The organism is Paenibacillus sp. FSL K6-2441, from assembly GCF_037964765.1.
Lineage (GTDB): Bacteria > Bacillota > Bacilli > Paenibacillales > Paenibacillaceae > Fontibacillus > Fontibacillus phoenicis.
The window spans coordinates 1,970,418-1,994,080 of sequence record NZ_CP150174.1; the positions used below are offsets into that span (position 1 = coordinate 1,970,418).

The window sequence follows — 23,663 nt, forward strand, 5'->3', positions numbered from 1 at the left end:
GAAAGTAGAATGGGAGAAACGTGAGAGAAGGCGCGTTCTTGGGACAGTGAGGTGAAGGTATATGACAATTCAATGGTTTCCCGGCCACATGACCAAGGCACGCCGGCAAATCCAAGAGAAGCTGAAGCTGATCGATGTGGTCATCGAGCTCCTTGACGCGAGGTTGCCTCTGTCGAGCCGAAATCCGATGATCGATGAGATTTTGCAAGGCAAGCCGCGCTTGATTGTTTTGAATAAATCCGATTTGGCCGATCCTGCGGTGACGCGGCAGTGGATCGCTTATTTTAAGGAAGAAGGGCATCTGGCCGTTGAAGCCGACGCGGCAAGCGGGCAAGGCCTAAAGGAAATTCCCCGCTTGGCCAAGGAGCTGCTGAAGGAGCGGATCGAGAAGCAAATCGCCAAAGGTATCAAACCTCGGGCGGTTCGCGCTTTAATTGTCGGAATCCCAAATGTCGGGAAATCCACGCTGATTAATGGTTTAGCGGGTCGTAAAATTGCGGCGACCGGCGACAGACCCGGCGTCACTAAAGGTCAGCAATGGATTAAGGTAGGGACGGAGATGGAGTTGCTCGACACGCCGGGCATTTTGTGGCCGAAGTTTGAAGATCAGAACGTCGGCTACCGACTGGCTGTAACCGGAGCGATCCGCGAAGAGATTTTGAATGTGGAAGACATCGCTTTTTTTGCCGTAAAATATTTAGTTCGGTATTACTGGGAACCGTTCAAAGAACGGTTTGAACTGGATCAACCGCCGAGAGACTTCGACGATCCGGACGAAATCGTTGCGATCATGGAAGCAGTGGGGCGAAAACGCGGTTGCCTTATCAGCGGTGGACGCGTGGATTTGGAGAAAGCATCGGGGATATTGCTTCGCGAATTGAGAGCCGGCAAGCTGGGCCGATATTCGTTAGAATCCCCCTATTAATAAATGCATGCCGCTGGCAGTTTGAAGTTTCTACTTCAGATTGTCGGCGGCTTGTTTTTTTAGCGAAAGGCTGTAGAATCGAAATAGGATTGCCGATAAAATAAGGGAAGCATCGTAAAACATAGATGAAACCGATAGGATGATGGATGCGCTCCAGGCGTGGAACCCTCATTTTCGCATCTAGAGAAAGAGAACAACATAGAACAGCTCACCACGGGGGGAGTTTCGCGAGTAAAGGGAGGCATTATGGAAGATTTATTAAAATATGAGCGCGAGTATTGGCAAGCGGGATATTCGCATATTGCGGGGATCGATGAAGTGGGCAGAGGCTGCTTGTTTGGAGATGTGGTTGCCGCTGCGGTCATTTTGCCGCAAGGACTCGTGCTGGAAGATGTGAACGATTCGAAGAAATTAAGCGCCAAGAAGCGGGAGAAGCTGTTTGATCTCATTATGGAGCAGGCGATTGCCGTGGGGATCGGATTTGTGGATGCGGCTACAATTGACCAAATCAATATTAAGCAGGCAACAAGGCGGGCGATGAAGCAGGCGGTCGAGCAGCTGACGATTCAGCCGGATTTTCTGCTCATCGATGCAGAGAAGGTGGATGTGCCCATTCCCCAACTTTCAGTGATCAAAGGGGATGCCACCAGTCAGTCGATCGCGGCCGCTTCGATCGTTGCCAAGGTGACTCGGGACCGTTTGTGCCAGGGCGAATGGGATGCACGTTATCCCGAATACGGAATCGCCGTACATAAAGGTTATGCAACCAAGCTGCACCGCGAACAGCTACTTGCATTGGGGCCAACGCCGATGCATCGCAAGAGCTTTATGCGCAATTTGTTCGTGGAAGAACAAACGTTGTTTTAACTGGCATTCCTTACCCGCTCTCGATCGAGGCGGGTTTTCCATATCCTAAACGAAATCAAAGGGGGGAGCTTATGAATATCGGACCGCTGCTGCGCAGTTTGATGGGGGACGTTCGTTCCGGGGAGCCGAAATCGCTGGAACTCAAGACGGGGCAGGTGGTCCGCGGCACGGTCTTGTCCGTCTCTGACGATGGGCAAGTGGCCGTCATTCAGGTCCAGGGCGTGAAGCTTCACGCTGCCTTAGAGACGCCGATGCGCCCGGGGGAAACAACGCTTCTGCAGGTGCAGCCGGAATCGAAGGACGGTTTAGCGGTCTTGAAGCCAATTTCCTCGGACCCGGGGACCGTCCTGTCTCCCGCTTCTCTTGCTAAGGCGCTCGAATCGCTGGGACTTGAGAATACGCCGGCGAACCGGGAATTCCTGCAGATGATGCAGAAAAGCGGAATTCCGTTAACGCGGGAAAATTTGTCGCTCCTGCAGCAGGTCTCCGGGCTAAAGCCGGCTGGAGTGCCGCTGTCGGAGTGGATTCAGGCGGCCGGCATTGCTTTTGGACGGGGGCTTCCGATCACCGGTGAAACGGTAGCGGGGTTGCACCAAGCTGTTTTTGGACCTCCGCTGCACGTCCTGCTGTCCTCGCTGGAGGAGCAGATCGCCGGCTTTTTGCGCCAAGCGGGGCCGGACATGACCGGAAACGGAGGACATACCGGCTCAGGCTCGGCGGCTGGCTCATCGGCTCAGACGGGGCAAACGGCATCCCCCTTGCTTGCGGGGGGCACCGCTTCTCCAGCGCCCGGGTCGAATGCCGGGACGGCCGCCTGGGGAGCAGCACAAGCAGGGACGCTGCCGAGCGGCGGAGGAGCCCAGCCAAATCAGGCAGCTGGGTTGGTGCAGTTAGCCCGGCAGGGCGCTTTTGCGGTTGCCTCGGGCGGGCCGCAATCCCCGCAGCCGGGGCTGCAGGGACAGCAAGCCGCAAGTGCACCGGGCGGAGCGCTGGTCGCGAAGCTGCAAGCGGTGCTGGCGGAGCTGCAATCGTCCGTGCTTCCGGAGGGCACGGACCTGCCGGGCCGCGCTATGGCCGGCCCGGCAGGAGGCGCCGCCGCCGATGGCAAGGGCCCGGCGGCGGCCGCGCCGCAAGGCGAAGGGCCCGCAGGGCCTTCGCCGGCGGCACGCACGCGCCCCACCCTCGCGGCGGAGCCGTGGGTGGGGCGCGTGCTGAAGCTGCTCGGTGCGGAGCACGAGCAGCAGGCGCTGCGCGCGACCGCGCCGGCGGCCGGCGCTTCGGCGCGGGCCGCCGCCGGGGGCGCGGAGGCGCCCGGCGGCCAGGTGCCCGGCAGCGGGCCTGCGGCCGCGCCGGAGGCGGCGCCAGCGCCGCTGCGCCATGCGGCAGCGGCGGGCGGAGCGGCCCCGGGCGAGGCGGAGCTCCCGCCCGGGAAAGCGCAGCCGCTTGGCGCCGAAGCCACAGCCGCAGCCGTGCGCAGCGGCAGCAACGTGACGGCGGCGAGCACGGCTGCGCACGAGACGCTGAAAGGCCTTCTCCTGCAGGTGATGGCCTCAGACGAGCTGCCCGCGCCGCTCCAGGAGGCGGCGCGCCAGCTCGTACAGCAGCTGACCGGGCAGCAGCTGCTGCTCAATACCGACCGGACCGCGCCGTTTGCGCAGGTGACGATGTTCCTGCCCTTGATCGGTCCGGACGGACGGCAAACCGCCGCCGTGCACATCGAGTCGCGGCGCGGACGCAAAGGCGAACTGGATCCGGCCAATTGCCGGTTATGGTTCGATTTGCAGATGAAGACGCTGGGGCAAATCATGGTCGACGTACAGGTCGCCGACAAGAAGGTGCTGCTCAAAATCTACAGCGAAAAGGAAACGACCGGAGCCTTTTTGGAATCCCGCCAGGAAGAAGTGAGTACGGCGTTGGAGAAGGCGGGCTATCGGCTCTTGTCGCTCAAGGCGGAGCCTTTGATCAAGCCGGAGGGGGAGGAAAGCAACGAAGCGGATTTCAGCCAGCCGATGTCTTATGCGCCTAGCGTATACAAAGGAGTGGATTACCGCGTATGAAGGAGAAACCGCAAGCGCCCAGCTTGGCTTTCAAAAAAGCGGTCGCCTTGAAATACGATCCCGGCCAGGGAGAGGCCCCGGTCGTTGTGGCCAAAGGCAAGGGGCTTATCGCCGACCGGATCCTCGACGCGGCACTGGAGCACGGGATCCCAATCCAGGAAGATGCTGCGTTGGTTGAGGTGTTGTCCAAGCTGGATCTGGATCAACAGATTCCCACCGAACTGTATGACCTGGTTGCCGAAATTCTGACCTTTATTTATCGATCGGATAAAATGGTGGAAAGAGGGTTGTTCTTTGAGTAACCTTGGCATCAATGGGCGAAGAGGAGATGGCCGCAAAGAACGCGGCCGGAAAGCGGAACAGGCCGCTTGCGAGCATCTGATTTCACAGGGATACACGATTCTTGAGCGAAATTGGCGCTGCCGCAGCGGAGAACTCGACATCATTGCCAGGAAGCGAGACGTTCTCGTGATCGTAGAAGTCCGAAGCCGCAGCCAGCAGGCTGCGGCTTTCGGCACGCCGGCGGAATCGGTGAATGCCCGCAAAATCAAGCAGGTTCGTGATACAGCCGCGGTTTATTTGCATCGTACGGGTCAATCGGACGCCAACCTTCGCTTTGATGTCATCGCGGTAACGTTTGGGTATGGCGATACGATCGCGCTGGAGCATATTCTAGCCGCTTTCTGACGGCGAGGAGCTTCATCCCGCAACTTCATGCCGCCGGTCCAGCTGCCGGTATTGGATCGCTTCGGCGACATGCTCGGCGCGGATATCAGCTTCTCCTTCCAGATCGGCAATTGTTCGGGACAGTTTAATGATCCGGTCATACGCCCGCATGCTCAGCCCCAGCGTGGCAAAACAATCCTGCAGCAGCTTGGTCGCATCACGGTCTAGCGGGGCAAATCGACGCAGCAGGCTGCCGGACAGCTCGCTGTTCCGGGAGATCCGGCAGCCGCGATAGCGTTCCTGTTGAATCCGTTCGGCTGCCATCACTTGCTCCCGCATCGCCGCGGAATCCAGCGGCTGCGGATCGTCCTGCCAACGCTGCGGGCGAGGCACCTCCACCTGCATATCAATCCGGTCCAATAAAGGGCCGGATATTTTTTCGCGGTATTGGGCGATTCGCCAAGGCGAGCAGGTGCAGGCGGGCAGCGGAGGTTCGGCCCCGAGGTAGCCGCACGGACACGGATTTAACGACCCGGCTAGCAGGAAATGAGCAGGGAACGTGAACGAAGCCCGGGAGCGGCTGATGGTGACGACGCGATCTTCCAGCGGCTGACGCAGTACCTCCAGCACATTCCTCGAAAACTCCGGCAGCTCGTCAAGAAACAATACGCCATGGTGAGCGAGGCTCACTTCCCCCGGCTTCGGGATCCCACCTCCTCCAATCAGGCCGCCGGCAGATATCGTATGGTGCGGCGAGCGGAAGGGACGGCGCTGGATCAGCCCTTGCCCGGAGTCGTTCAACTTACCGGCAGAGCTGTAGATTTTCGTAACCTCTAACGATTCTTCCAGCGTTAAGGGCGGCAGGATGGATGGCAATCGCTGTACCAGCATCGTCTTACCGGTGCCGGGCGGCCCGATCAGCACGATATTATGGAACCCGGCGGCGGCGATGACCAGCGCCCGCTTAATTTGCCGCTGACCAATTACATCGCTGTAGTCGAGCAGGGGAGGAAGCGGTGCCGCTGTCCCCGGGCCTTCCGTCTTTTTCTCAAGATGGTTTAATGTTTGAAGGATAAGCGGAGCCTGCCCATCTTGCTCGTGGGTGGAGTGCAATGGCAACGCATGGGCAGCCTCTGGGTCCTTGGCTTCGGGAGAAGGAGGAGCAAGCTCGCGCAAATGACTGAGCGCATAGACTCGAATGCCGCCAAGCAGCAGTGCTTCTTCGGCATTATTCTGCGGGAGCAGCACGGCTGTGAAGCCGTCGCGTCGTGCCCGATCCACCATGGACAGAACGCCGGGTACCGGACGCAGCGTGCCGTCCAGCGACAGCTCTCCGATGATCAACAAGCGCTCCTCCGGCGGCAATCTCACCTGGTCACTAGCCGCTAATATCGCCAGTGCAATGGCCAGATCGAAGGCCGAGCCTTCCTTGCGCAGGTCCGCCGGCGCTAGATTAATCGTTACGCGCTGAAGCGGAAAGCGATAGCCGCAGTTTTTGATTGCTGCCCGGACCCGGTCAATCGCTTCGCGAACGGCCGAATCTGGCAATCCGACGATGTTCGTTTGCGGAATGCCGCTGGATAAATCAACCTCGACCTCGATGATTACACCGTCAATCCCGTACAAACACGCGCTGTGCAATTTACCGTACATAACAAAAAACACCTCATTCCTATCGATTTGTGCCTTGCTTCGGCAAGGTCCGAATTGGAAAAAGGTGCTTCCTTATTTTCCCTATTCATTTAGCTACACGTATTCTAGGACGAACGTTAATGATTGTCAAGTTGAGGGTTTGGGTTCCAATCGGATGGAAGAGAGAAGAAAACTGACAAGCAATTTTTTCACAACTTACAATATTTCAAGAAATTGCTGATGTTCGTCGAAATTCATCTCATGATGAGATGCATGTGAAAAATATGTCGTTGTTAAGCTAAACCGATTCGCATGAATTTTTCTTGACCCTGCAACTCCTTGATACTTTGAAAGCGGTTTATAGAACTTCGGACTTTCTCCCCAGCTGCGTCAAGTATTCATCTCACTTTGAGATGAAAATGATATAAAAAAGTTGTGTATAAATGATGAACTTTTTGAGGAAAGCGTTTCAAAAAAGTGGTACAATAATCTGGGTTTCAGCTGATATTTTCGAGAAGGGGGACCACAAGCCGCAGGTTTTGGACCCTCTAAAATACCGCCTGTTGATAGGAGGATTTTACGCATGAATATCCATGAGTATCAAGGAAAAGAAGTCCTAAAGCAGTACGGTGTGGCCGTTCCTGAAGGACGCGTGGCGTTTACGGTCGAGGAAGCTGTCGAAGCGGCTCAAGCGCTGGGGACCTCGGTTGTCGTGGTCAAGGCGCAAATTCATGCCGGGGGCCGCGGTAAAGCCGGCGGCGTCAAAGTGGCCAAAAGCTTGGATGAGGTGAGAACCTATGCTCAGGAACTCCTCGGCAAGGTACTGGTCACCCATCAAACGGGACCAGAGGGGAAAGAGGTTAAACGCCTCTTAATCGAGCAAGGCTGCGATATCAAGAAGGAGTATTACGTTGGCGTTGTCGTGGACCGTGGTACAGGCCGCGTGACGATGATGGCCTCTGAGGAAGGCGGGACGGAAATTGAAGAAGTGGCAGCCGCAACTCCGGAGAAAATTTTCAAAGAAGTGATTGATCCGGCTATTGGCTTGACGTCGTTCCAGGCCCGCAGATTGGCTTACTCCATTAATATTCCAAATGAACTAGTAGGCAAAGCCACGCAATTTATGATGGCTTTGTATGAAGCTTTTGTGGACAAAGATTGCTCCATCGCGGAGATTAATCCGCTTGTCGTCACTGGAGATGGCAACGTCCTGGCGCTGGATGCGAAGCTGAATTTCGATTCCAATGCGCTGTTCCGTCATAAGGACATTTTGGCGTTGCGTGACTTGGAAGAAGAGGACGAGAAGGAGATTGAAGCTTCGAAGTACGACCTCAGCTACATTGCGCTTGATGGGAACATCGGCTGCATGGTGAACGGGGCCGGTCTGGCGATGGCGACGATGGACATCATTAAATATTATGGCGGAGACCCGGCGAACTTCCTCGATGTTGGGGGAGGTGCGACGGCAGAGAAGGTCACGGAAGCCTTTAAAATTATTTTGTCGGACGCTAAGGTGAAAGGGATTTTTGTAAATATTTTTGGCGGCATCATGAAATGCGATGTGATTGCTTCAGGGATCGTGGAAGCCGCGAAGCAGGTTGGTTTGGACCGTCCGCTCGTTGTGCGCCTTGAGGGTACGAACGTTGATCTTGGCAAGCAGATTCTTGCTGAATCGGGTCTGGCAATTGTTTCGGCCGACTCGATGGCAGATGGCGCTCAGAAGATCGTTTCGCTCGTTTCGTAATTTAGAGTGGTACCTCACATTGCAATCACCTATCCATAAGGGGAGGCTCGAAATATGAGTATTTTGGTCGATAAGAATACGAAGGTCATCACCCAGGGAATTACCGGGAAAACCGCATTGTTCCACGCCAAAGGAGCGCTTGACTACGGCACGCAAATGGTCGGGGGAACGTCTCCAGGCAAAGGCGGCACGAAGGTAGATATTACGTTGGAGAACGGCGAAACCGTCAGCCTGCCGGTGTTCAACACGGTTCGCGAAGCGAAGGAAGCGACGGGGGCTACTGCCAGCGTGATTTACGTACCGCCGGCATTTGCAGCCGATTCGATCCTGGAAGCCGTAGAAGCGGAATTGGATCTGGTCATCTGCATCACCGAGGGAATTCCGGTCCTCGATATGGTGAAGGTGAAGCGTTATATGGAAGGGAAAAAGACCGTGCTGATCGGTCCAAACTGCCCAGGCGTCATTACTCCAGGCGAATGCAAAATTGGCATTATGCCGGGCTATATCCATTTGCCTGGTCATGTCGGCGTCGTGTCGCGCAGCGGCACGTTGACGTATGAAGCGGTGCATCAATTGACGACTCGCGGCATCGGACAATCTTCGGCGGTTGGTATCGGCGGCGATCCGGTGAAGGGCTCGGAGTTTATTGATATTTTGCGCCGGTTTAATGACGATGACAACACGCATGCCGTGATCATGATCGGGGAAATCGGCGGAACCGCTGAAGAAGAAGCCGCCGAATGGATCCAAAAAAATATGACGAAGCCTGTCGTCGGCTTTATCGGCGGTGTGACGGCTCCTCCAGGGAAACGGATGGGTCATGCCGGTGCGATTATTTCCGGCGGGAAAGGAACGGCGAAGGAAAAAATCGCGAAGCTGGAGTCCTGCGGCATTAAAGTCGCGCCGACCCCATCGGAGATGGGCGCAACACTGGTCAGTGTTCTGGAAGAACGCGGCCTTTTAGAATTGTGCACGACACGATAAGCTATTTTTGATATAATCATACCCAAAGGTAAGCAACCTTCTTAGCCATACATGGCTCGAGGAGGTTGCTTTTTTTATTTTTCAAGGAGGGATTCGTTGTGGAGAAGAAATGGGTACTCGCGGGATTACATGAATTCCCCGGGGTAGGCTGGAAAACGCTGCAGCAAATCGTTGCATATGATGAGGACTGGGAGCATGCCATCGAGTTTACGGCAGCGGATTGGAGGAAGCGGGGACTGGGCCCAGGGCTGTCACTTCGGCTGTCGGAGCGGTTCACATGGGACTGGATTGAGGCCCAAATGGAACAGTATGAAGGTAAAGGGATACAGGTGATTACAAGGCTGGATTTGGAGTATCCTATTTTAATGAAGGAGACCGCTCAGCCGCCATGGGTTTTGTATTCACTGGGTGATACTAGGTTGCTGAACGGTCTTAATATCGCGATGGTAGGTACGCGGACGCCAACCGCCTATGGTCGAAAGGTAGGAGCCGCCTTAGCCGCTGACCTTAGCTCCTTCGGAGTAACGATTGTGAGCGGGATGGCCCGCGGGATTGACGGGGTTTGCCATGAAGCGGCTTTACAGGCAGGAGGAAGTACCATCGCCGTATTAGGTACGGCGATTGACGTAGCTTATCCACCGGAGCATGCCTCCATGTATCGACGAATCGCCGAGCAAGGGCTGGTCATCTCGGAATATCCGATCGGTACCCCTGGTCACCCTGGGATGTTCCCGCAGCGCAATCGGATCATTGCGGGAATTTCTTATGGTACGGTGGTTGTAGAGGCCGACGCTCGCAGCGGGTCCTTGATCACGGCGGATGAGACGCTGGATGCGAATCGTGACCTGTTTGCAGTCCCTGGGCCAATTACGTCGCCGAAGAGTCAGGGAACCCTGTCGCTTTTGAAGCAGGGAGCCAAACTCGTCACCGAAGCCAAGGATATTTGGGAGGAATATCAGGCCTTATTGCCTGTCGCGGAGGAGACGAAAAAGGAAGCGGTAACAGGAAACAAGTTGACAGATGAGGAGCGCCGCATATACCATATGTTGGAGCAGGGCATCACGAGTTTTGATGATCTGCTCGTACAAACCGGGTGGGATTTTGGACATTTACATTCAGTTCTGTTATCTTTAATCATGAAAAAAACGGCGGTTCAACTCCCCGGCTCAGTATACCAGCTAATATAGTCCATTCCTAACCGAGAGTGGCTTGAATATATGACTATATGAGTATTTTACCTGAATACAAGGAACACCAGTTTTAGAGTTTCGTATTGTTTGAGAGGAGGACGAACCTGTGGCGGATTCACTCGTCATCGTGGAATCGCCTGCCAAGGCGAAAACGATTGGCAAATACTTAGGCAGCAAATACATCGTGAAAGCCTCAATGGGTCATGTTCGCGATTTGCCCAAGAGCCAAATTGGGGTTGAAGTAGAGAACGACTTCAGTCCGAAGTATATTACAATCCGTGGGAAGGGTTCTGTATTAAAAGAATTAAAGGATGCCAGCAAAAAAGTAAAAAAAATCTATCTGGCAGCCGACCCCGATCGCGAAGGAGAAGCGATTGCCTGGCATCTGGCCCATGTGCTGGACGTGGATGAGAAGGATACATGCCGCGTCGTATTTAATGAAATTACGAAGCAAGCGGTTAGAGACGCCTTCAAAAATCCGCGCCCCATCAATATGGATCTGGTGAACGCGCAGCAAGCCAGACGGATTTTGGATCGGCTGGTTGGTTATAAAGTCAGCCCGCTGCTGTGGAAGAAGATCAAAAAAGGGTTGTCATTTGGCCGCGTGCAATCCGTAGCGGTGAAAATCATCTTGGACCGGGAGAACGAAATCTCTGAATTTGTTCCGGAAGAATACTGGAGTATTACGGCGAAGCTGAAGACGGGAGCCTCTTCGTTCGAAGCGAAGTTTCACCAGTACAAAGGTGAGAAGATCGAGCTAAAGAACGAACAGCAGGTACAGGAAATTCTGAAATCGATCGAGAAGGCCAAATTCAGCGTGGTCGATGTGAAGGAGAAGGAACGTCTCCGCCATCCGGCGGCGCCGTTTACAACCAGCTCCCTACAGCAGGAGGCTGCGCGCAAGCTGAATTTCCGGGCAGCCAAAACGATGTCGATCGCCCAGCAGCTGTATGAGGGGGTTGACCTCGGCAAAGAAGGGACCGTCGGTCTGATCACTTACATGCGTACAGACTCGACGCGGATCGCCACTTCAGCCCAAGAGGAAGCAAAGCAATATATCCTGGAGAAATTCGGTGAAGCTTACGCCCCTGAAACGCCGCGGCAGTATTCCAAGAAAGCCGCTAGTGCCCAGGATGCTCATGAAGCGATCCGTCCGACATCGTCGATGCGTGATCCGGAATCGGTGAAAGAGTTTACTACCCGTGATCAGTATCGGCTGTATAAATTGATTTGGGACCGTTTTATGGCCAGCCAAATGACGTCTGCCGTGCTGGACACGATGTCGGTGGATATTGCCGCCGGCGAAGCGACGTTCCGTGCGGTTGGGTCGAAGATCCGCTTCCCTGGCTTTATGAAGGTGTATGTGGAAGGTAACGACGATGGAAATGCCAATGAGGACGACAAGTTTTTACCGCCCCTGGAGAAAGGGGAAGAGCTGGCGAAAGAGTCGATCGAACCGAAGCAGCATTTTACCCAACCCCCGCCTCGTTATACGGAGGCGCGTTTGGTCAAAACACTGGAGGAGCTCGGCATTGGACGCCCTAGTACGTACGCGCCAACCCTAGAAACCATTCAAAAGCGCGGCTACGTGGCGATTGAGGACAAGAAGTTCGTCCCTACCGAGTTAGGCGAGCTTCTCATCGAACAGACGGAGCAATTCTTCCCGGAAATCCTCGATGTGGAGTTTACCGCCCATATGGAGGAGGACCTGGACCATGTTGAGGAAGGCTCCGAGGATTGGGTAAGAGTGCTGAGCGAGTTTTATAAATCGTTTGAGAAACGTCTTCGGGTTGCCGAAGAGGAAATGAAGGAAGTCGAAATCGAAGACGAAGTCTCCGATGAGATTTGTGAAAAATGCGGAAGACCGATGGTCTATAAATTGGGACGTTTCGGGAAGTTTTTGGCTTGCTCGGGGTTCCCGGAATGCCGGAATACGAAACCGATCGTTAAGGACATCGGTGTCACCTGTCCGAAATGTAAGGAAGGGCATGTGGTCGAACGCCGGAGTAAAAAGGGACGGGTCTTCTATGGCTGCGACCGTTATCCGGAATGCGATTTTGTTTCGTGGGATAAGCCTTCACCAAAGCCTTGTCCAAAATGTGGTTCAATGCTCGTAGAGAAGCGAAATAAGCAAGGCGGGAAGCTGCAATGTACCTCCTGTGACTACGTAGAAGCCATTGAAGAAAACGACGAAACAGATGAATAAGTTGAGCCCGCCGTTTGTGCGGGTTCTGAGACAGCTAAGAAATTCAGCATGAGATTTAGTAGGGGGACATGAACATGACGAATAAAGTAACGGTCATCGGCGCGGGATTGGCCGGCAGTGAAGCGGCATGGCAAATCGCGAGCCGCGGCATCCCCGTGGTGTTGTACGAAATGCGCCCGGTTGTGAAGACGCCGGCGCATCATACCGATAAATTTGCCGAGTTGGTCTGCAGTAACTCTTTGCGAGCCAACGGGTTAACGAACGCCGTTGGCGTTCTCAAAGAAGAGATGCGAATGCTAAACTCGCTGGTGCTGGGAGCGGCGGATCGCAATGCGGTACCGGCCGGCGGCGCGCTCGCCGTTGACCGGGACGGGTTCTCGGGGGAGATCACCCGGACGCTGAGAGAGCATCCATTGATTGAAGTGGTGAATGAGGAAATCAAGGAGATCCCGCAGGACGGGATTGTCGTGATTGCCACCGGGCCGCTGACATCTCCTGCCCTTTCAGAGCAAATTAAGCAGTTGACCGGCGAGGACTATTTTTACTTTTATGATGCTGCCGCTCCGATTGTGGAGAAAGATTCGATTGATATGAGCAAAGTGTACCTGGCTTCCAGGTACGACAAAGGTGAAGCAGCCTACTTGAACTGCCCGATGACGGAGGAGGAGTTCGACGCTTTCTATGATGCGTTAATTCATGCGGAGGTAGCTCAGCTGAAAGACTTCGAGAAGGAGATTTACTTCGAAGGCTGTATGCCGATCGAGGTGATGATGCGGCGCGGCAAGCAGACGGCCCTGTTTGGGCCGATGAAGCCGGTTGGTCTCGTCAACCCGCACACCGGCAAGCTCCCGTATGCTGTGGTGCAGCTGCGTCAGGATAATGCAGCCGGCACGTTGTACAATTTGGTAGGCTTCCAGACCCATTTGAAATGGGGCGAGCAGAAGCGCGTCTTCTCGATGATTCCAGGTCTGGAGAATGCCGAGTTCGTCCGGTACGGCGTGATGCACCGTAACACCTTTATCAACTCGCCGAAGCTGCTCATGCCAACGTATCAGTTGAAGGCACGGCCGTCGCTCTTCTTCGCGGGTCAGATGACTGGTGTCGAAGGTTACGTCGAGTCCGCTGCTTCCGGTCTGATTGCGGGGATTAACGCAGCCCGAGCTGCCGCAGGCCAGGAGGGCATCGTCTTCCCTGCGGACACAACGCTGGGCAGTATGGCGCGTTACATCACCACCGCAGACTTCGAACACTTCCAGCCGATGAACGCCAACTTTGGTCTGTTTCCGAAGCTGGATACCCGCTACCGCAAAAAAGCAGAGAAAAACGAAGCGCTCGCGCAGCGCGCGCTGAATAGCTTGCGATCCTTTATGGCAGAAGAACGGTTGGGTTAATCCACCGTTTTTTTGCAATCTAGGGGGTAAACGGGTTATGCTGAAATCAAGGACGTTCATATGATAGAACTGGCCCATTATCATACGTAGTAAACGAACCCATTGCCTCAGTCCCTCCTGCGTAAATTCGAATTGATGAAAAACGTAAGGGCTGAGAACATACAAGAGAGGAAGGCGAACAAACACATGGAGCTATCTTTTCACGCTACAACGATTTGCGCTGTACGCCACAATGGCAAAGGCGCCATTGCCGGTGACGGGCAAGTCACGTTTGGTCAGAACGTCGTGATGAAGCAAACGGCCAAGAAAGTCCGCCGGTTGTACCGCGGTCAAGTGGTTGCGGGTTTTGCCGGTTCGGTCGCCGATGCCATCACGTTATTTGAGAAATTTGAGGGGAAACTGGAAGAGCATTCGGGGAACCTGCAGCGGGCAGCGGTTGAACTGGCCAAAGATTGGCGCCAGGACCGCGTGTTGCGCAAGCTGGAGGCTTTGATGATCGTCATGGACAAAACCGGGATGCTGCTGATTTCCGGCGGCGGGGAAATTATTGAACCGGATGATGATGTGCTGGCGATCGGGTCAGGGGGGAACTTTGCTCTGTCGGCTGCGCGGGCGCTCAAACGCCATGCTACAGGGTTGGAGGCGAAGGATATCGCCCGCGAATCCTTGCAGATCGCTTCGGAAATCTGCGTATATACGAACAACAACATTATTGTTGAGGAGCTTTGAGTATCGTTGATACTATCGTGTCAGGGGGACGAATCATGACCGAAAAAAATTTAACGCCAAGACAAATCGTAGCCGAACTGGATAAATACATCGTAGGACAGAAACAAGCGAAAAAATCGGTTGCTGTTGCACTACGGAACCGTTACCGGCGCAGCTTGCTCCCGGAGGAGGTTCAGGATGAAATTGTACCTAAAAACATCCTGATGATCGGGCCGACCGGGGTGGGGAAGACGGAAATTGCTCGTCGTCTCGCCAAGCTGGTTGGTGCTCCTTTTGTAAAGGTGGAAGCCACGAAATTCACTGAAGTTGGTTATGTAGGCCGGGACGTTGAGTCGATGGTACGTGATCTCATCGAAACGGCGATCCGGACCGTCAAGCTCGAGCGTACCGAGAGGGTGAAGGATAAAGCGGAGGAGCTTGCGAATGAACGTCTGGTTCAGATCTTGGTCCCTTCCGAAAATAAAGCCAAAGGCGTTCGTAACCCGTTCGAGATGTTGTTTGGGGGCGCTAACGGAGCAGGCTCCACCGCTCAGGAGCAGCCGGAGGAAGACAGTACGCTGACCGAGCGCCGGCGTCAGGTGCGCTTTAAATTGTTGTCCGGTCAGATGGAGAACGACATCGTGGAAGTTGAAGTTGAGGACAACACGCCAACGATGATGGATATGTTTGCCGGTCAGGGCAACGACCAGCTTGGCATGAACATGCAGGAAATGTTTGGCAGTCTCTTGCCGAAACGGACCAAGAAGCGGAAGCTGACGGTCAAGGAAGCCCGTAAAGTGTTGACGCAGGAGGAGGCGGCGAAGCTGATCGACCAGGATGATTTGATTCAGGAAGCGATCACGCGGGCAGAGCAATCCGGGATCATCTTTATCGATGAAATCGATAAAGTTGCCAGCCGGGGACAGGGCTCGGGTCCCGACGTCTCACGTGAAGGCGTACAACGCGATATTTTGCCGATTGTGGAAGGCTCGACGGTGATGACAAAATACGGTCCCATCAAAACAGATTATATTTTGTTTATTGCGGCAGGAGCTTTCCATATTGCCAAGCCATCTGACTTAATTCCTGAACTTCAAGGGCGGTTCCCGATCCGGGTCGAGCTAGACAGTTTATCGCTGGAGGACTTTGTGTCGATCTTAACGGAACCGGAGAACGCCTTGACGAAACAGTATATTGAATTGCTGCGTACAGAGGATCTGGAAATCGAATTCTCGGACGCTGCAATCCATGAAATCGCTCGTATTGCAGCCATGGTGAATGCAAATACCGAGAATATCGGTGCCAGACGCTTGCATACGATCCTTGAGAAGCTCCTGGAGGATCTCTCCTTTGAAGCACCGGAACTGACGTTGGATAAAATGGTCATTACTCCGGAATATGTGCGGGAGAAATTAGGAAATATTGCCCAGGATCGAGACCTCAGTCAATTTATTTTGTAGAAAGATTCATGAACGTGGGGTTAGGGCCTTGTTTTTCAAGGACCTAATCCGTTTTTCACAATTTTGACGAAAATTAGGCCACTTTGCCGTAATGGCGGGTGGTCTTTCTTATTGGATTTTGTTGGATAATGGCGATGATTATGTAAAAATTTCATTTTTGACCAAAAAACGAGATAAAGTATCGAAAGATAGGGCTTTTTTCTTATTGTAAATATGTCGAATCTCCATGAAACTTAGGATATATGACATTATTAAACAAATTTCATGTTAGGACGTTAGAAAGACAAAAAGAAAGACATAATTAGCAAAAAATTGTCAAAAAAAGAGGATTTATTTATTGTTTGTAGAATCATTAATGATTAAGATCAAATGAGCCTAAGGGGGGAATTAAAGTGCAGTTGTTGAACGGACTGGGATTTGACAGGCTTGAGACTGCCATCCAGGCCGCAAATCTCCGGCAAGGGGTTATCGCTAACAATATTGCGAACGTAGACACCCCTTACTTTAAGCGCTCCAGCGTGTCCTTTGAAAGCATGCTGCAAGCGGAAATGAACGGTAATATGCCGGCACTCCAAGGGAGAAGAACGGACGTGAGGCATTTCGTTATAGGACCAACGACGGAGGTTCCCGAGCCGGTGGTAAGTGTGGATCAGAGTACGGCAATGAACAACAACCAGAATAATGTCGATATCGACAGTGAAATGACCAAACTTGCCGAAAATCAGCTGAGATACAATGCGTACATCGAACAATTGAACTATTTAATCAAAATGAAACGCACTGTCGTGGAAGGGAGATAATCGGACTTGAATATCAGTGATAGTTTTGGGATTAGTTCTTCCGCCTTAACCGCACAGCGTCTTCGCATGGATGTGATTTCCTCCAATATCGCGAATGCTGAAACAACCCGGGCTAAGATTGTAGACGGCAAGGCCGTTCCTTACCGGCGCAAAACGGTGGTCATGGCACCCAAGGAAATGGATTTCGACAGTGCCTTGAATTCAGTAATGGGTAAGGAAGTGAGCAGTCAAGGGGTGAAAATTACCAAAATTCAAGAGGACCCCTCACCGCTTAAACCGGTTTACAATCCGACCCATCCTGATGCGGACAGCGAAGGGTATGTCTATATGCCTAATGTTGATATTTTGAAAGAAATGGTAGATATGATTTCGGCAACTCGCTCTTATGAAGCAAACGTAACGGCGCTTAACGCCAGTAAGGCGATGTTTACCAAAGCCTTGCAAATCGGGAAATAGACCAAAAGTAGACTTACATAATTTGTGATTGGGAGTGTTGCACGTTGATCGAGAGAATGAGTTTTGACTCCTTGAAGCCGCTAACCGGAATGCAGACGTCCGGTAATGAACAGAACCTCACGCCTGCGCAAGCGATAAAGCAATTTAGCTCCTATCTAAACGATGCACTGGAAGGAGTCGCTGCTCAGGAAGCCAATGCCCAACAAGTGAACAACCAGTTCCTGTTAGGAAAAGTAAGTGCCGACGAGATGATGATCGCCTCGGAGCAAGCCTTGTTAAGTTTGCAGTTGACTACGCAAGTCCGGAATAAAGTGATCGAAGCTTACCAAGAGATTATGCGTACGCAAATTTAAGGATTGAAACATGCTCGGATGAGGTGACATTGTGAATGAGAGAATTACACAGTACCGGGATCGATTTTTAGGGTACTGGAACCAATTTAGTAAAAAACAAAAAACGTTATTAGTCTCGACGGCGACTTTTATCCTGCTCGCGATCATCTTGCTGACGATTCAATTTTCCAAAACGGAATACGATGTAGCCTTTACGGGTCTTGATTCGACTGATGCGGCAGGGATCATCAATTACTTGGAATCCAGCGGAATCTCGTACAAGCTTGGACCTGACGGTACAACCATTTCGGTTCCTAGTAAAGACGCAGCACGAGTTAAGGTTGATGTTGGTTCCCAAGGAATCGTCCAGAACGGTTCGATCGGATTGGAAGCTTTTAATGAGAGTTCTTCCTTGATCGGAATGACGGACAACGAATTTAACGTCAAGTACAAAAACGCCATTAACGGTGAGGTCGAACAGCTGCTAAAGAGAATGCAAGGCGTTAACGATGCCAAGGTTCTCATTAACTTGCCGGCAGAAAACGTGTTCGCCAGCCCGGATGAACAGGAGAAAGCGACGGCATCGATCGTCCTCACGTTCAAGCCGGGATATCGTCCAAATCAGGAAGCCATTGATGGATATTTCAACTTGGTTAAAACGTCGGTCCCTAACTTGCCGGTGGAGAATATCTCGCTATCCTCGAGTGATGATACGATCTTGCTTCCAAGCGGTCAAGGTGGGACAACAGGCTCGCTGACTTCGGCGGTTCAAGAGAACATGGCGTTGCAGAAGAAGTTTGAAAGCGACGTACGCCAAAGCGTAAAGCAATTCCTATCCAGACTGACCGGTCCGGATAAGATTGAAGTGCTGGTCGCTTCCAAGTTGAATTTCGACCAAGTTAGCCAGAAAGACAATCTGGTCACTCCAGTGGATACCGAAAACATGAAAGGTATCGAGATCAGCGCACAAAAAGTGCAGAAAAGCTACACCGGATCGGCGAATCCAACGAGCGGGGTACCTGGAACTGGGGAAGAAGATGTTGTGAACTATCCTTCGTCGGAAACGAACGGCGGGTCTTCCTCGGAAGAAAGTTCGTCGACGATTAACTACGAGGTTAATCGAATTACGAAGGACATTATCGCCAGTCCCTATGTTATTAAGGATTTAACCATTAATGTGGCCGTTGAACCACCCGAAGGTCAGGAAACTTTGGATGAAAATACTCGGTCCGCGATCGAAAATATTCTGAAAAATATCGTTGGATCCTATTTGGCTGACTCTGGTACTACATATACAGACGAAGAATTGCAGAGAAAAGTTTCAGTGTTGTCTCAGCCATTCCATTCGGATACTGTCCAAAAAGCCGGGTTGAGTTTATCAAGCCCGTTGGTATGGGGAGTAGGAGGTGCAGCTCTGCTGGCGCTGGCCGGTCTCGGAATCGTCTTGTTCCGCCGCCGCAAGCAAGCGCAAGAAGAGGAAGAAGAGATCGCGCTGCCTCTTACGCCTGAGTTTCCATCGATCAATTTGGATACAGTCACGAATGAGAACCAAGTGCGTAAACAGCTGGAGACGTTGGCCAAGAAGAAGCCTGACGAATTCGTTAACTTGCTTCGCACCTGGCTGGCTGATGAATAGAGGTGAATGTATTGTCCAAAACATCGAGTCCGGTTTTGACCGGGAAACAAAAGGCAGCCATTTTGTTAATTACGTTAGGGCCGGAAGTGTCGGCGCAAATCTTCAAACATTTGCGGGATGATGAAATCGAGCAGCTCACGCTGGAAATTGCCAACGTCCGTAAAGTTGACAGCGCCGAGAAAGAAATGATTATGGCGGAATTCCACCAGATCTGCTTGGCGCAGGAGTATATCACCCAGGGGGGCATCACTTACGCCAAGGAAATTCTGGAGAAGGCGCTGGGCCAGTCCAAAGCGGTGGACATCATCAACCGTTTGACGGCAACCCTTCAGGTCCGGCCATTCGATTTTGCCCGTAAGGCAGATCCAAATCAAATTCTGAACTTTATCCAGAACGAAAACGCGCAGACAATCGCTTTGGTGTTATCCTATTTGCAATTTGAACAGGCGGCAGCCATCTTGTCTTCACTTCCTCAGGAGAAGCAAGCGGAAGTAGCGCGGAGAATCGCGATGATGGATAGCACGTCGCCGGAGGTCATCGCTCAGGTGGAACGCGTGCTGGAGCAGAAGCTCTCTGCTACGGTTACGCAGGATTACACCAGCGCCGGCGGCATTGAATCGATCGTCCAAATCTTGAACGGAGTCGACCGGGGGACGGAAAGAACGATTCTCGATTCGCTCGAAATCCAGGATCCCGAGCTGGCCGAAGAAATCAAGAAGCGGATGTTCGTCTTCGAGGATATCGTCAATATCGACAACCGTTCCATACAGCGGATTATCCGCGATATCGAGAACAGCGACTTGCAGCTTGCCCTCAAAGTGGCCAGCGAAGAAGTTCGCGAAGCGGTCTTCCGCAACATGTCGAAGCGGATGTCCGAGACGTTCAAGGAAGAGATGGAATACATGGGGCCGGTGCGGCTGCGTGACGTGGAAGAAGCACAAACCCGCATCGTAGCTACCATTCGCAGGTTGGAAGAAGCAGGTGAAATTATAATCGCCCGCGGCGGAGGAGATGACATCATTGTCTAATTTGATCAAGGTGTCTCAATACGTACCGGTTGAAATCTTGAAGCAGCTGAATTTAGCCAAGGTTCATCCGACAACCGAGGACCCGTCATCCACTCACACCGAGAATCCGGTCGTTCAAGGTCCTTCCGCTGAAGATCTTGCGGCCGAAGAGACGAGACGTCAGATGTTGGCGGATGCGAAAGAGTTCGCCGAACGTCAGGTCAGGGACGCGGCGGAGCAAGCGGAACGCATGCTGGCCGAAGCACAGAAGCAAATCGAAGCCTGGTGGCAAGAGCGCCGTGAGCAGGATGAACAGATGATCGAAGCCGTTAAAGCGGAGGGCTTCACTCAAGGCTACGAGGAAGGGAAAGCGCAGGCAGAAGCAACGATGCGCGCCAAGATCGAAGAGATGATGAATGAAGCGAGTTCCGTTCTCCAGCAGGCTTATGAGGAGAAAGAACGTATCATTCAGGAAGCCGAGCCGTTTCTGGTCGAATTAAGCTGTGCAATTGCCGAGAAAGTCATCGATAAGCAGCTTGAGCTGAAACCGGAATACGTTATCGAGCTGATCAAGAAGAGTCTGGCGCGTAAACGCGAGCAAGGAACCTTGACACTGTGTGTTTCACCAAAGGATTTTGCGTTCGTGCAGGCGGCCAGGGAGGAGCTTAGTCTTGCGATTGACTCGCAGGCAGAACTTCAAATTTTGCCGGACCCAACCGTCAAAGATCGCGGTTGTGTTATCCGTTCTTCCTTCGGCAGTGTAGACGCCAGAATTGATACCCAATTGACGGAGATTAAGAAGGAATTGTTGCGGGTTTCTCTACAGATGGAGGAGCGGGGGCAAGCGAATGACGAGTTTGAAAGCTGAACGTTACATTGATCATCTCAGACAGCTTGATCCGATCCGAATCAACGGGAAGGTGACACAAGTCATCGGACTGATGGTTGAATCCGAGGGCCCTGATGCCAGCATCGGCGATCTTTGTTATATCTATCCGAGTAAAGGGGCTCAGCCTTTGCAGGCGGAGGTCGTCGGTTTTCGCGACAACAAGGTATTGCTGATGCCGCTCGGTGAACTGCAGTCGATCGGACCTGGTTGTGACGTTGTTGGGACCGGTAAACCTTTGACGGTACAGGTGGGGTCGGAGCTCCTAGGTAAGGTGCTGGATGGCTTGGGGCAACCGCTAGACGGTTCGTTGCTTCCTTCTCGGATGGGTCACTATTCGACCTATAATAAGCCGATGAATCCTCTGAATCGTCCGCGGGTCTCCGAACCCATCGGCATAGGCGTACGAGCCATCGATGGTTTGCTTACAATCGGTAAAGGTCAGCGGGTGGGGATTTTCGCTGGCTCTGGGGTCGGGAAGAGTACCTTGATGGGGATGATTGCCCGCAATACCTCAGCAGATGTGAACGTGATTGCGCTCGTTGGGGAGCGGGGACGCGAGGTGCTTGACTTTATTGAGCGGGATCTTGGCCCGGAAGGATTGGAGCGCTCTGTTGTCGTCGTTGCAACCTCCGATCAGCCGGCTTTAATCCGGATGAAAGGGGCTTTGATCGCCACAACCATTGCGGAGTATTTTCGGGACCGCGGGCTCAACGTCATGCTGATGATGGATTCCGTCACCCGTTACGCGATGGCGCTGCGTGAGGTAGGGTTAGCCGTAGGTGAGCCTCCTGCCATGCGCGGTTACACCCCTTCCGTGTTTGCCGCCTTGCCGAAGCTGATGGAGCGGGCAGGAACGGGACCAACCGGTTCGATTACCGCCTTCTATACCGTGCTCGTTGACGGTGACGATATGAATGAACCGATTGCGGACGCCGTACGCGGGATATTGGACGGGCATATCGTTTTGAACCGCGGGATCGCGAACAAAGGTCACTTCCCCGCGATTGATATCCTAGCCAGCATTAGCCGGGTCATGAAGGATATTGTGTCGGATGAGCAAAATGAGGCGGCCGAAAATCTGAAACGGTTGATGGCTGTTTATAAGGATTCCGAGGATTTAATTAATATCGGCGCTTATCAACCCGGATCGAACCCGGACATTGATGAAGCAATTGGGGCCATTCAGCAGATATGGAACTTTACGAAGCAGAAGGTTAATGAGAAGGTCACGCTCGCCGAAGTCCAGGAACGGCTAATTTCCGAATTCGCAAGGAGATGAAACGTAGAGAATGAAGTTCCGTTACGTGTATCAGAAAGTAGTTGATTTGAAATCCAACGAAAAAACGCAGGCCGAATGGATGTTATCTGCAGCTATTGGGCGATTGCAGTCAGAACAACGCTCGTTGGAGCAGTTGCTGGAGGAGAAAGCCAATACCGCAGCGGTAATCGCTGCCGAAGCGGAGAGTACTGCCTCCATGATCAAACTGCAGGAACTTCAGCGATACATGGATTTTCTTGACCAAGCGATTGAGCGGAAGCTGGCGGACATTCGCGCAGCGGAGGTCAACGTCGAGCATAAGAAGACGATTTTGAAGGGGAAAATGCTGGACGAAAAGGTATGGCTTAAAGCGAAAGAGAAGGCCATGGATAAATTTCGGCACGAAATGCTTCTTCGGGAACAAAACGAGCTGGATGAAATGGCTACAGTCCGGTTCGCCATGAGAGCCCGATAAAGTAACGGGCGCCCATACGGTTGTTCGAAGGAGGGATAGAGATGGCAAAAACGGTGGTGGACGAAGAATTGGATGAGGAGACAGGGGGCGGATTTTCACGCTTTCTGTTCTTCATGACGCCTATTCTTTTTACGGTTGTTCTGCTAGGGGTGTTATTAACCTTATTTAATATCGACTTTCGTAACACCATGATTGATTGGGGGAACCGGATTCCGCTGGTGAAAAACCTGGTTCCGGATCCAATTGCTCCAGAGGGTGAAGCAAAGGATGCTGCGAAGGAAGAGCATAAGCAGCGGGAGAGCACTGAAGCTACTGTGAAGGAACTAAAGGAGCAGTTGGCTAAGCAGCAGGCTGAGCTGCAAACCGCGAACCAACAAGCAGCCGAACAGCAGGAGAAGGTAAAGGAGCTGCAGGAGCAACTGGCTTCCGTTCAGCAGAAAGAGAACGATCAGCAGCAAGCGGCAGAATTGGAGGCCTATCAGAAGGAAGTTAAGAAGCTGGCCAATCTGTATGCGGAAATGAGTCCTAGCAAAGCGGCAGCGATTTTTAATAAGTTGACAACGGAAGAGTCGCTGCAGATGTTAAGTGTAATGAACAATGAGAGTAAAGTGGCCATTTTGGAGAAGATGGACCCGCAAAAGGCCGCGGATCTTTCGATTAAGCTGAAGGATGTGAAGACGTCCGAGGACTTGGCGATCGCTGCGCTGCAATCGAGACTCAAAATGGAATCAACAGCGGATACTGCAGCTGCTGCAAATGGAGCAGGGCTAAGCGATACGGAGCTGGGGCAAACCTTCTCCTCGATGGCTGCAACAGATGCCGCCAAGCTGGTGCTTCAGACGTACAAGCTAAGTCCCGAGAAGGGGCTGAAAATCCTCAAATCGGTAAACGGAACTGCTCGTTCTAAGATTTTGACGGAAATGGCGAAGTCTGACGAGAAGACATCAGTGAAGATCCTGAATCAGCTGGTAAGTAAGTAA

Annotated in this window: 22 protein-coding genes; 21 read left to right on the forward strand and 1 reads right to left on the reverse strand. The window is 52.7% G+C overall.

The window, feature by feature from the left end:
- Window positions 1–61 precede the first annotated feature (61 nt).
- The 5 genes from ylqF to NSQ80_RS08870 all read left to right on the forward strand — a co-directional run bounded on the left by ylqF (window position 62) and on the right by NSQ80_RS08870 (window position 4,536).
- Window positions 62–925: a ribosome biogenesis GTPase YlqF gene (gene ylqF, locus NSQ80_RS08850; RefSeq protein ID WP_009222986.1), complete on the forward strand. Its 864-nt coding sequence runs from the start codon at window positions 62–64 to the stop codon at window positions 923–925.
- A 246-nt stretch (window positions 926–1,171) separates the two neighbouring features.
- Complete coding sequence (locus tag NSQ80_RS08855) at window positions 1,172–1,792, forward strand: ribonuclease HII (RefSeq protein ID WP_339302065.1); 621 nt, start codon at window positions 1,172–1,174, stop codon at window positions 1,790–1,792.
- Window positions 1,793–1,863: 71 nt separating this feature from the next.
- On the forward strand, window positions 1,864–3,849 hold the full coding sequence (locus NSQ80_RS08860; protein WP_339302066.1) for a flagellar hook-length control protein FliK: 1,986 nt from the start codon (window positions 1,864–1,866) through the stop codon (window positions 3,847–3,849).
- Window positions 3,846–4,151: an EscU/YscU/HrcU family type III secretion system export apparatus switch protein gene (locus NSQ80_RS08865; protein ID WP_339302067.1), complete on the forward strand. Its 306-nt coding sequence runs from the start codon at window positions 3,846–3,848 to the stop codon at window positions 4,149–4,151. The genes NSQ80_RS08860 and NSQ80_RS08865 overlap by 4 nt, the downstream gene beginning before the upstream one ends.
- A complete protein-coding gene (locus NSQ80_RS08870; protein ID WP_339302068.1) occupies window positions 4,144–4,536 on the forward strand; it encodes a YraN family protein in 393 nt (130 codons plus the stop codon). Before NSQ80_RS08865 ends, NSQ80_RS08870 begins: the two co-directional genes overlap by 8 nt.
- Window positions 4,537–4,548: 12 nt before the next feature.
- Here NSQ80_RS08870 and NSQ80_RS08875 read toward each other — a convergent pair whose 3' ends face one another.
- Window positions 4,549–6,168 carry a YifB family Mg chelatase-like AAA ATPase gene (locus NSQ80_RS08875; RefSeq protein WP_316010549.1) on the reverse strand — a complete coding sequence of 540 codons (1,620 nt, stop codon included), beginning with the start codon at window positions 6,166–6,168 and terminating at the stop codon, window positions 4,549–4,551.
- 562 nt (window positions 6,169–6,730) lie between these two features.
- Here NSQ80_RS08875 and sucC point away from each other — a divergent pair.
- The 16 genes from sucC to NSQ80_RS08955 all read left to right on the forward strand — a co-directional run bounded on the left by sucC (window position 6,731) and on the right by NSQ80_RS08955 (window position 23,663).
- Window positions 6,731–7,891 carry an ADP-forming succinate--CoA ligase subunit beta gene (gene sucC / locus NSQ80_RS08880; RefSeq protein WP_028539396.1) on the forward strand — a complete coding sequence of 387 codons (1,161 nt, stop codon included), beginning with the start codon at window positions 6,731–6,733 and terminating at the stop codon, window positions 7,889–7,891.
- A 54-nt stretch (window positions 7,892–7,945) separates the two neighbouring features.
- Window positions 7,946–8,875 carry a succinate--CoA ligase subunit alpha gene (gene sucD, locus NSQ80_RS08885; protein WP_028539395.1) on the forward strand — a complete coding sequence of 310 codons (930 nt, stop codon included), beginning with the start codon at window positions 7,946–7,948 and terminating at the stop codon, window positions 8,873–8,875.
- Between the two features lie 98 nt (window positions 8,876–8,973).
- Window positions 8,974–10,062: a DNA-processing protein DprA gene (gene dprA, locus NSQ80_RS08890; protein WP_028539394.1), complete on the forward strand. Its 1,089-nt coding sequence runs from the start codon at window positions 8,974–8,976 to the stop codon at window positions 10,060–10,062.
- 109 nt (window positions 10,063–10,171) lie between these two features.
- The gene (gene topA / locus NSQ80_RS08895; RefSeq protein ID WP_339302069.1) at window positions 10,172–12,271 is read left to right on the forward strand and encodes a type I DNA topoisomerase; all 2,100 of its coding nucleotides are present in this window, start codon (window positions 10,172–10,174) and stop codon (window positions 12,269–12,271) included.
- Between the two features lie 68 nt (window positions 12,272–12,339).
- The gene (trmFO, locus tag NSQ80_RS08900; protein WP_339302070.1) at window positions 12,340–13,662 is read left to right on the forward strand and encodes an FADH(2)-oxidizing methylenetetrahydrofolate--tRNA-(uracil(54)-C(5))-methyltransferase TrmFO; all 1,323 of its coding nucleotides are present in this window, start codon (window positions 12,340–12,342) and stop codon (window positions 13,660–13,662) included.
- 186 nt (window positions 13,663–13,848) lie between these two features.
- A complete protein-coding gene (gene hslV / locus NSQ80_RS08905) occupies window positions 13,849–14,391 on the forward strand; it encodes an ATP-dependent protease subunit HslV (RefSeq protein WP_009222997.1) in 543 nt (180 codons plus the stop codon).
- A 35-nt stretch (window positions 14,392–14,426) separates the two neighbouring features.
- Window positions 14,427–15,830 carry an ATP-dependent protease ATPase subunit HslU gene (gene hslU, locus NSQ80_RS08910; protein ID WP_339302071.1) on the forward strand — a complete coding sequence of 468 codons (1,404 nt, stop codon included), beginning with the start codon at window positions 14,427–14,429 and terminating at the stop codon, window positions 15,828–15,830.
- Between the two features lie 392 nt (window positions 15,831–16,222).
- The gene (gene flgB / locus NSQ80_RS08915) at window positions 16,223–16,630 is read left to right on the forward strand and encodes a flagellar basal body rod protein FlgB (RefSeq protein WP_009222999.1); all 408 of its coding nucleotides are present in this window, start codon (window positions 16,223–16,225) and stop codon (window positions 16,628–16,630) included.
- Between the two features lie 6 nt (window positions 16,631–16,636).
- Complete coding sequence (gene flgC / locus NSQ80_RS08920) at window positions 16,637–17,086, forward strand: flagellar basal body rod protein FlgC (protein ID WP_009223000.1); 450 nt, start codon at window positions 16,637–16,639, stop codon at window positions 17,084–17,086.
- Window positions 17,087–17,175: 89 nt separating this feature from the next.
- Complete coding sequence (gene fliE / locus NSQ80_RS08925; protein ID WP_232282207.1) at window positions 17,176–17,439, forward strand: flagellar hook-basal body complex protein FliE; 264 nt, start codon at window positions 17,176–17,178, stop codon at window positions 17,437–17,439.
- Between the two features lie 31 nt (window positions 17,440–17,470).
- On the forward strand, window positions 17,471–19,054 hold the full coding sequence (gene fliF / locus NSQ80_RS08930; protein ID WP_339302072.1) for a flagellar basal-body MS-ring/collar protein FliF: 1,584 nt from the start codon (window positions 17,471–17,473) through the stop codon (window positions 19,052–19,054).
- An 11-nt stretch (window positions 19,055–19,065) separates the two neighbouring features.
- A complete protein-coding gene (fliG, locus tag NSQ80_RS08935; RefSeq protein ID WP_036643741.1) occupies window positions 19,066–20,082 on the forward strand; it encodes a flagellar motor switch protein FliG in 1,017 nt (338 codons plus the stop codon).
- A complete protein-coding gene (locus tag NSQ80_RS08940; RefSeq protein ID WP_339302073.1) occupies window positions 20,075–20,929 on the forward strand; it encodes a FliH/SctL family protein in 855 nt (284 codons plus the stop codon). Before fliG ends, NSQ80_RS08940 begins: the two co-directional genes overlap by 8 nt.
- Window positions 20,910–22,229, forward strand: coding sequence for a flagellar protein export ATPase FliI (fliI, locus tag NSQ80_RS08945; RefSeq protein ID WP_339302074.1), 1,320 nt, complete (start codon window positions 20,910–20,912; stop codon window positions 22,227–22,229). The genes NSQ80_RS08940 and fliI overlap by 20 nt, the downstream gene beginning before the upstream one ends.
- A 10-nt stretch (window positions 22,230–22,239) precedes the next feature.
- A complete protein-coding gene (gene fliJ, locus NSQ80_RS08950) occupies window positions 22,240–22,683 on the forward strand; it encodes a flagellar export protein FliJ (RefSeq protein ID WP_009223006.1) in 444 nt (147 codons plus the stop codon).
- A 41-nt stretch (window positions 22,684–22,724) separates the two neighbouring features.
- Entirely contained in the window at window positions 22,725–23,663 is a 939-nt protein-coding gene (locus NSQ80_RS08955) for a hypothetical protein (protein WP_009223007.1), read from the forward strand.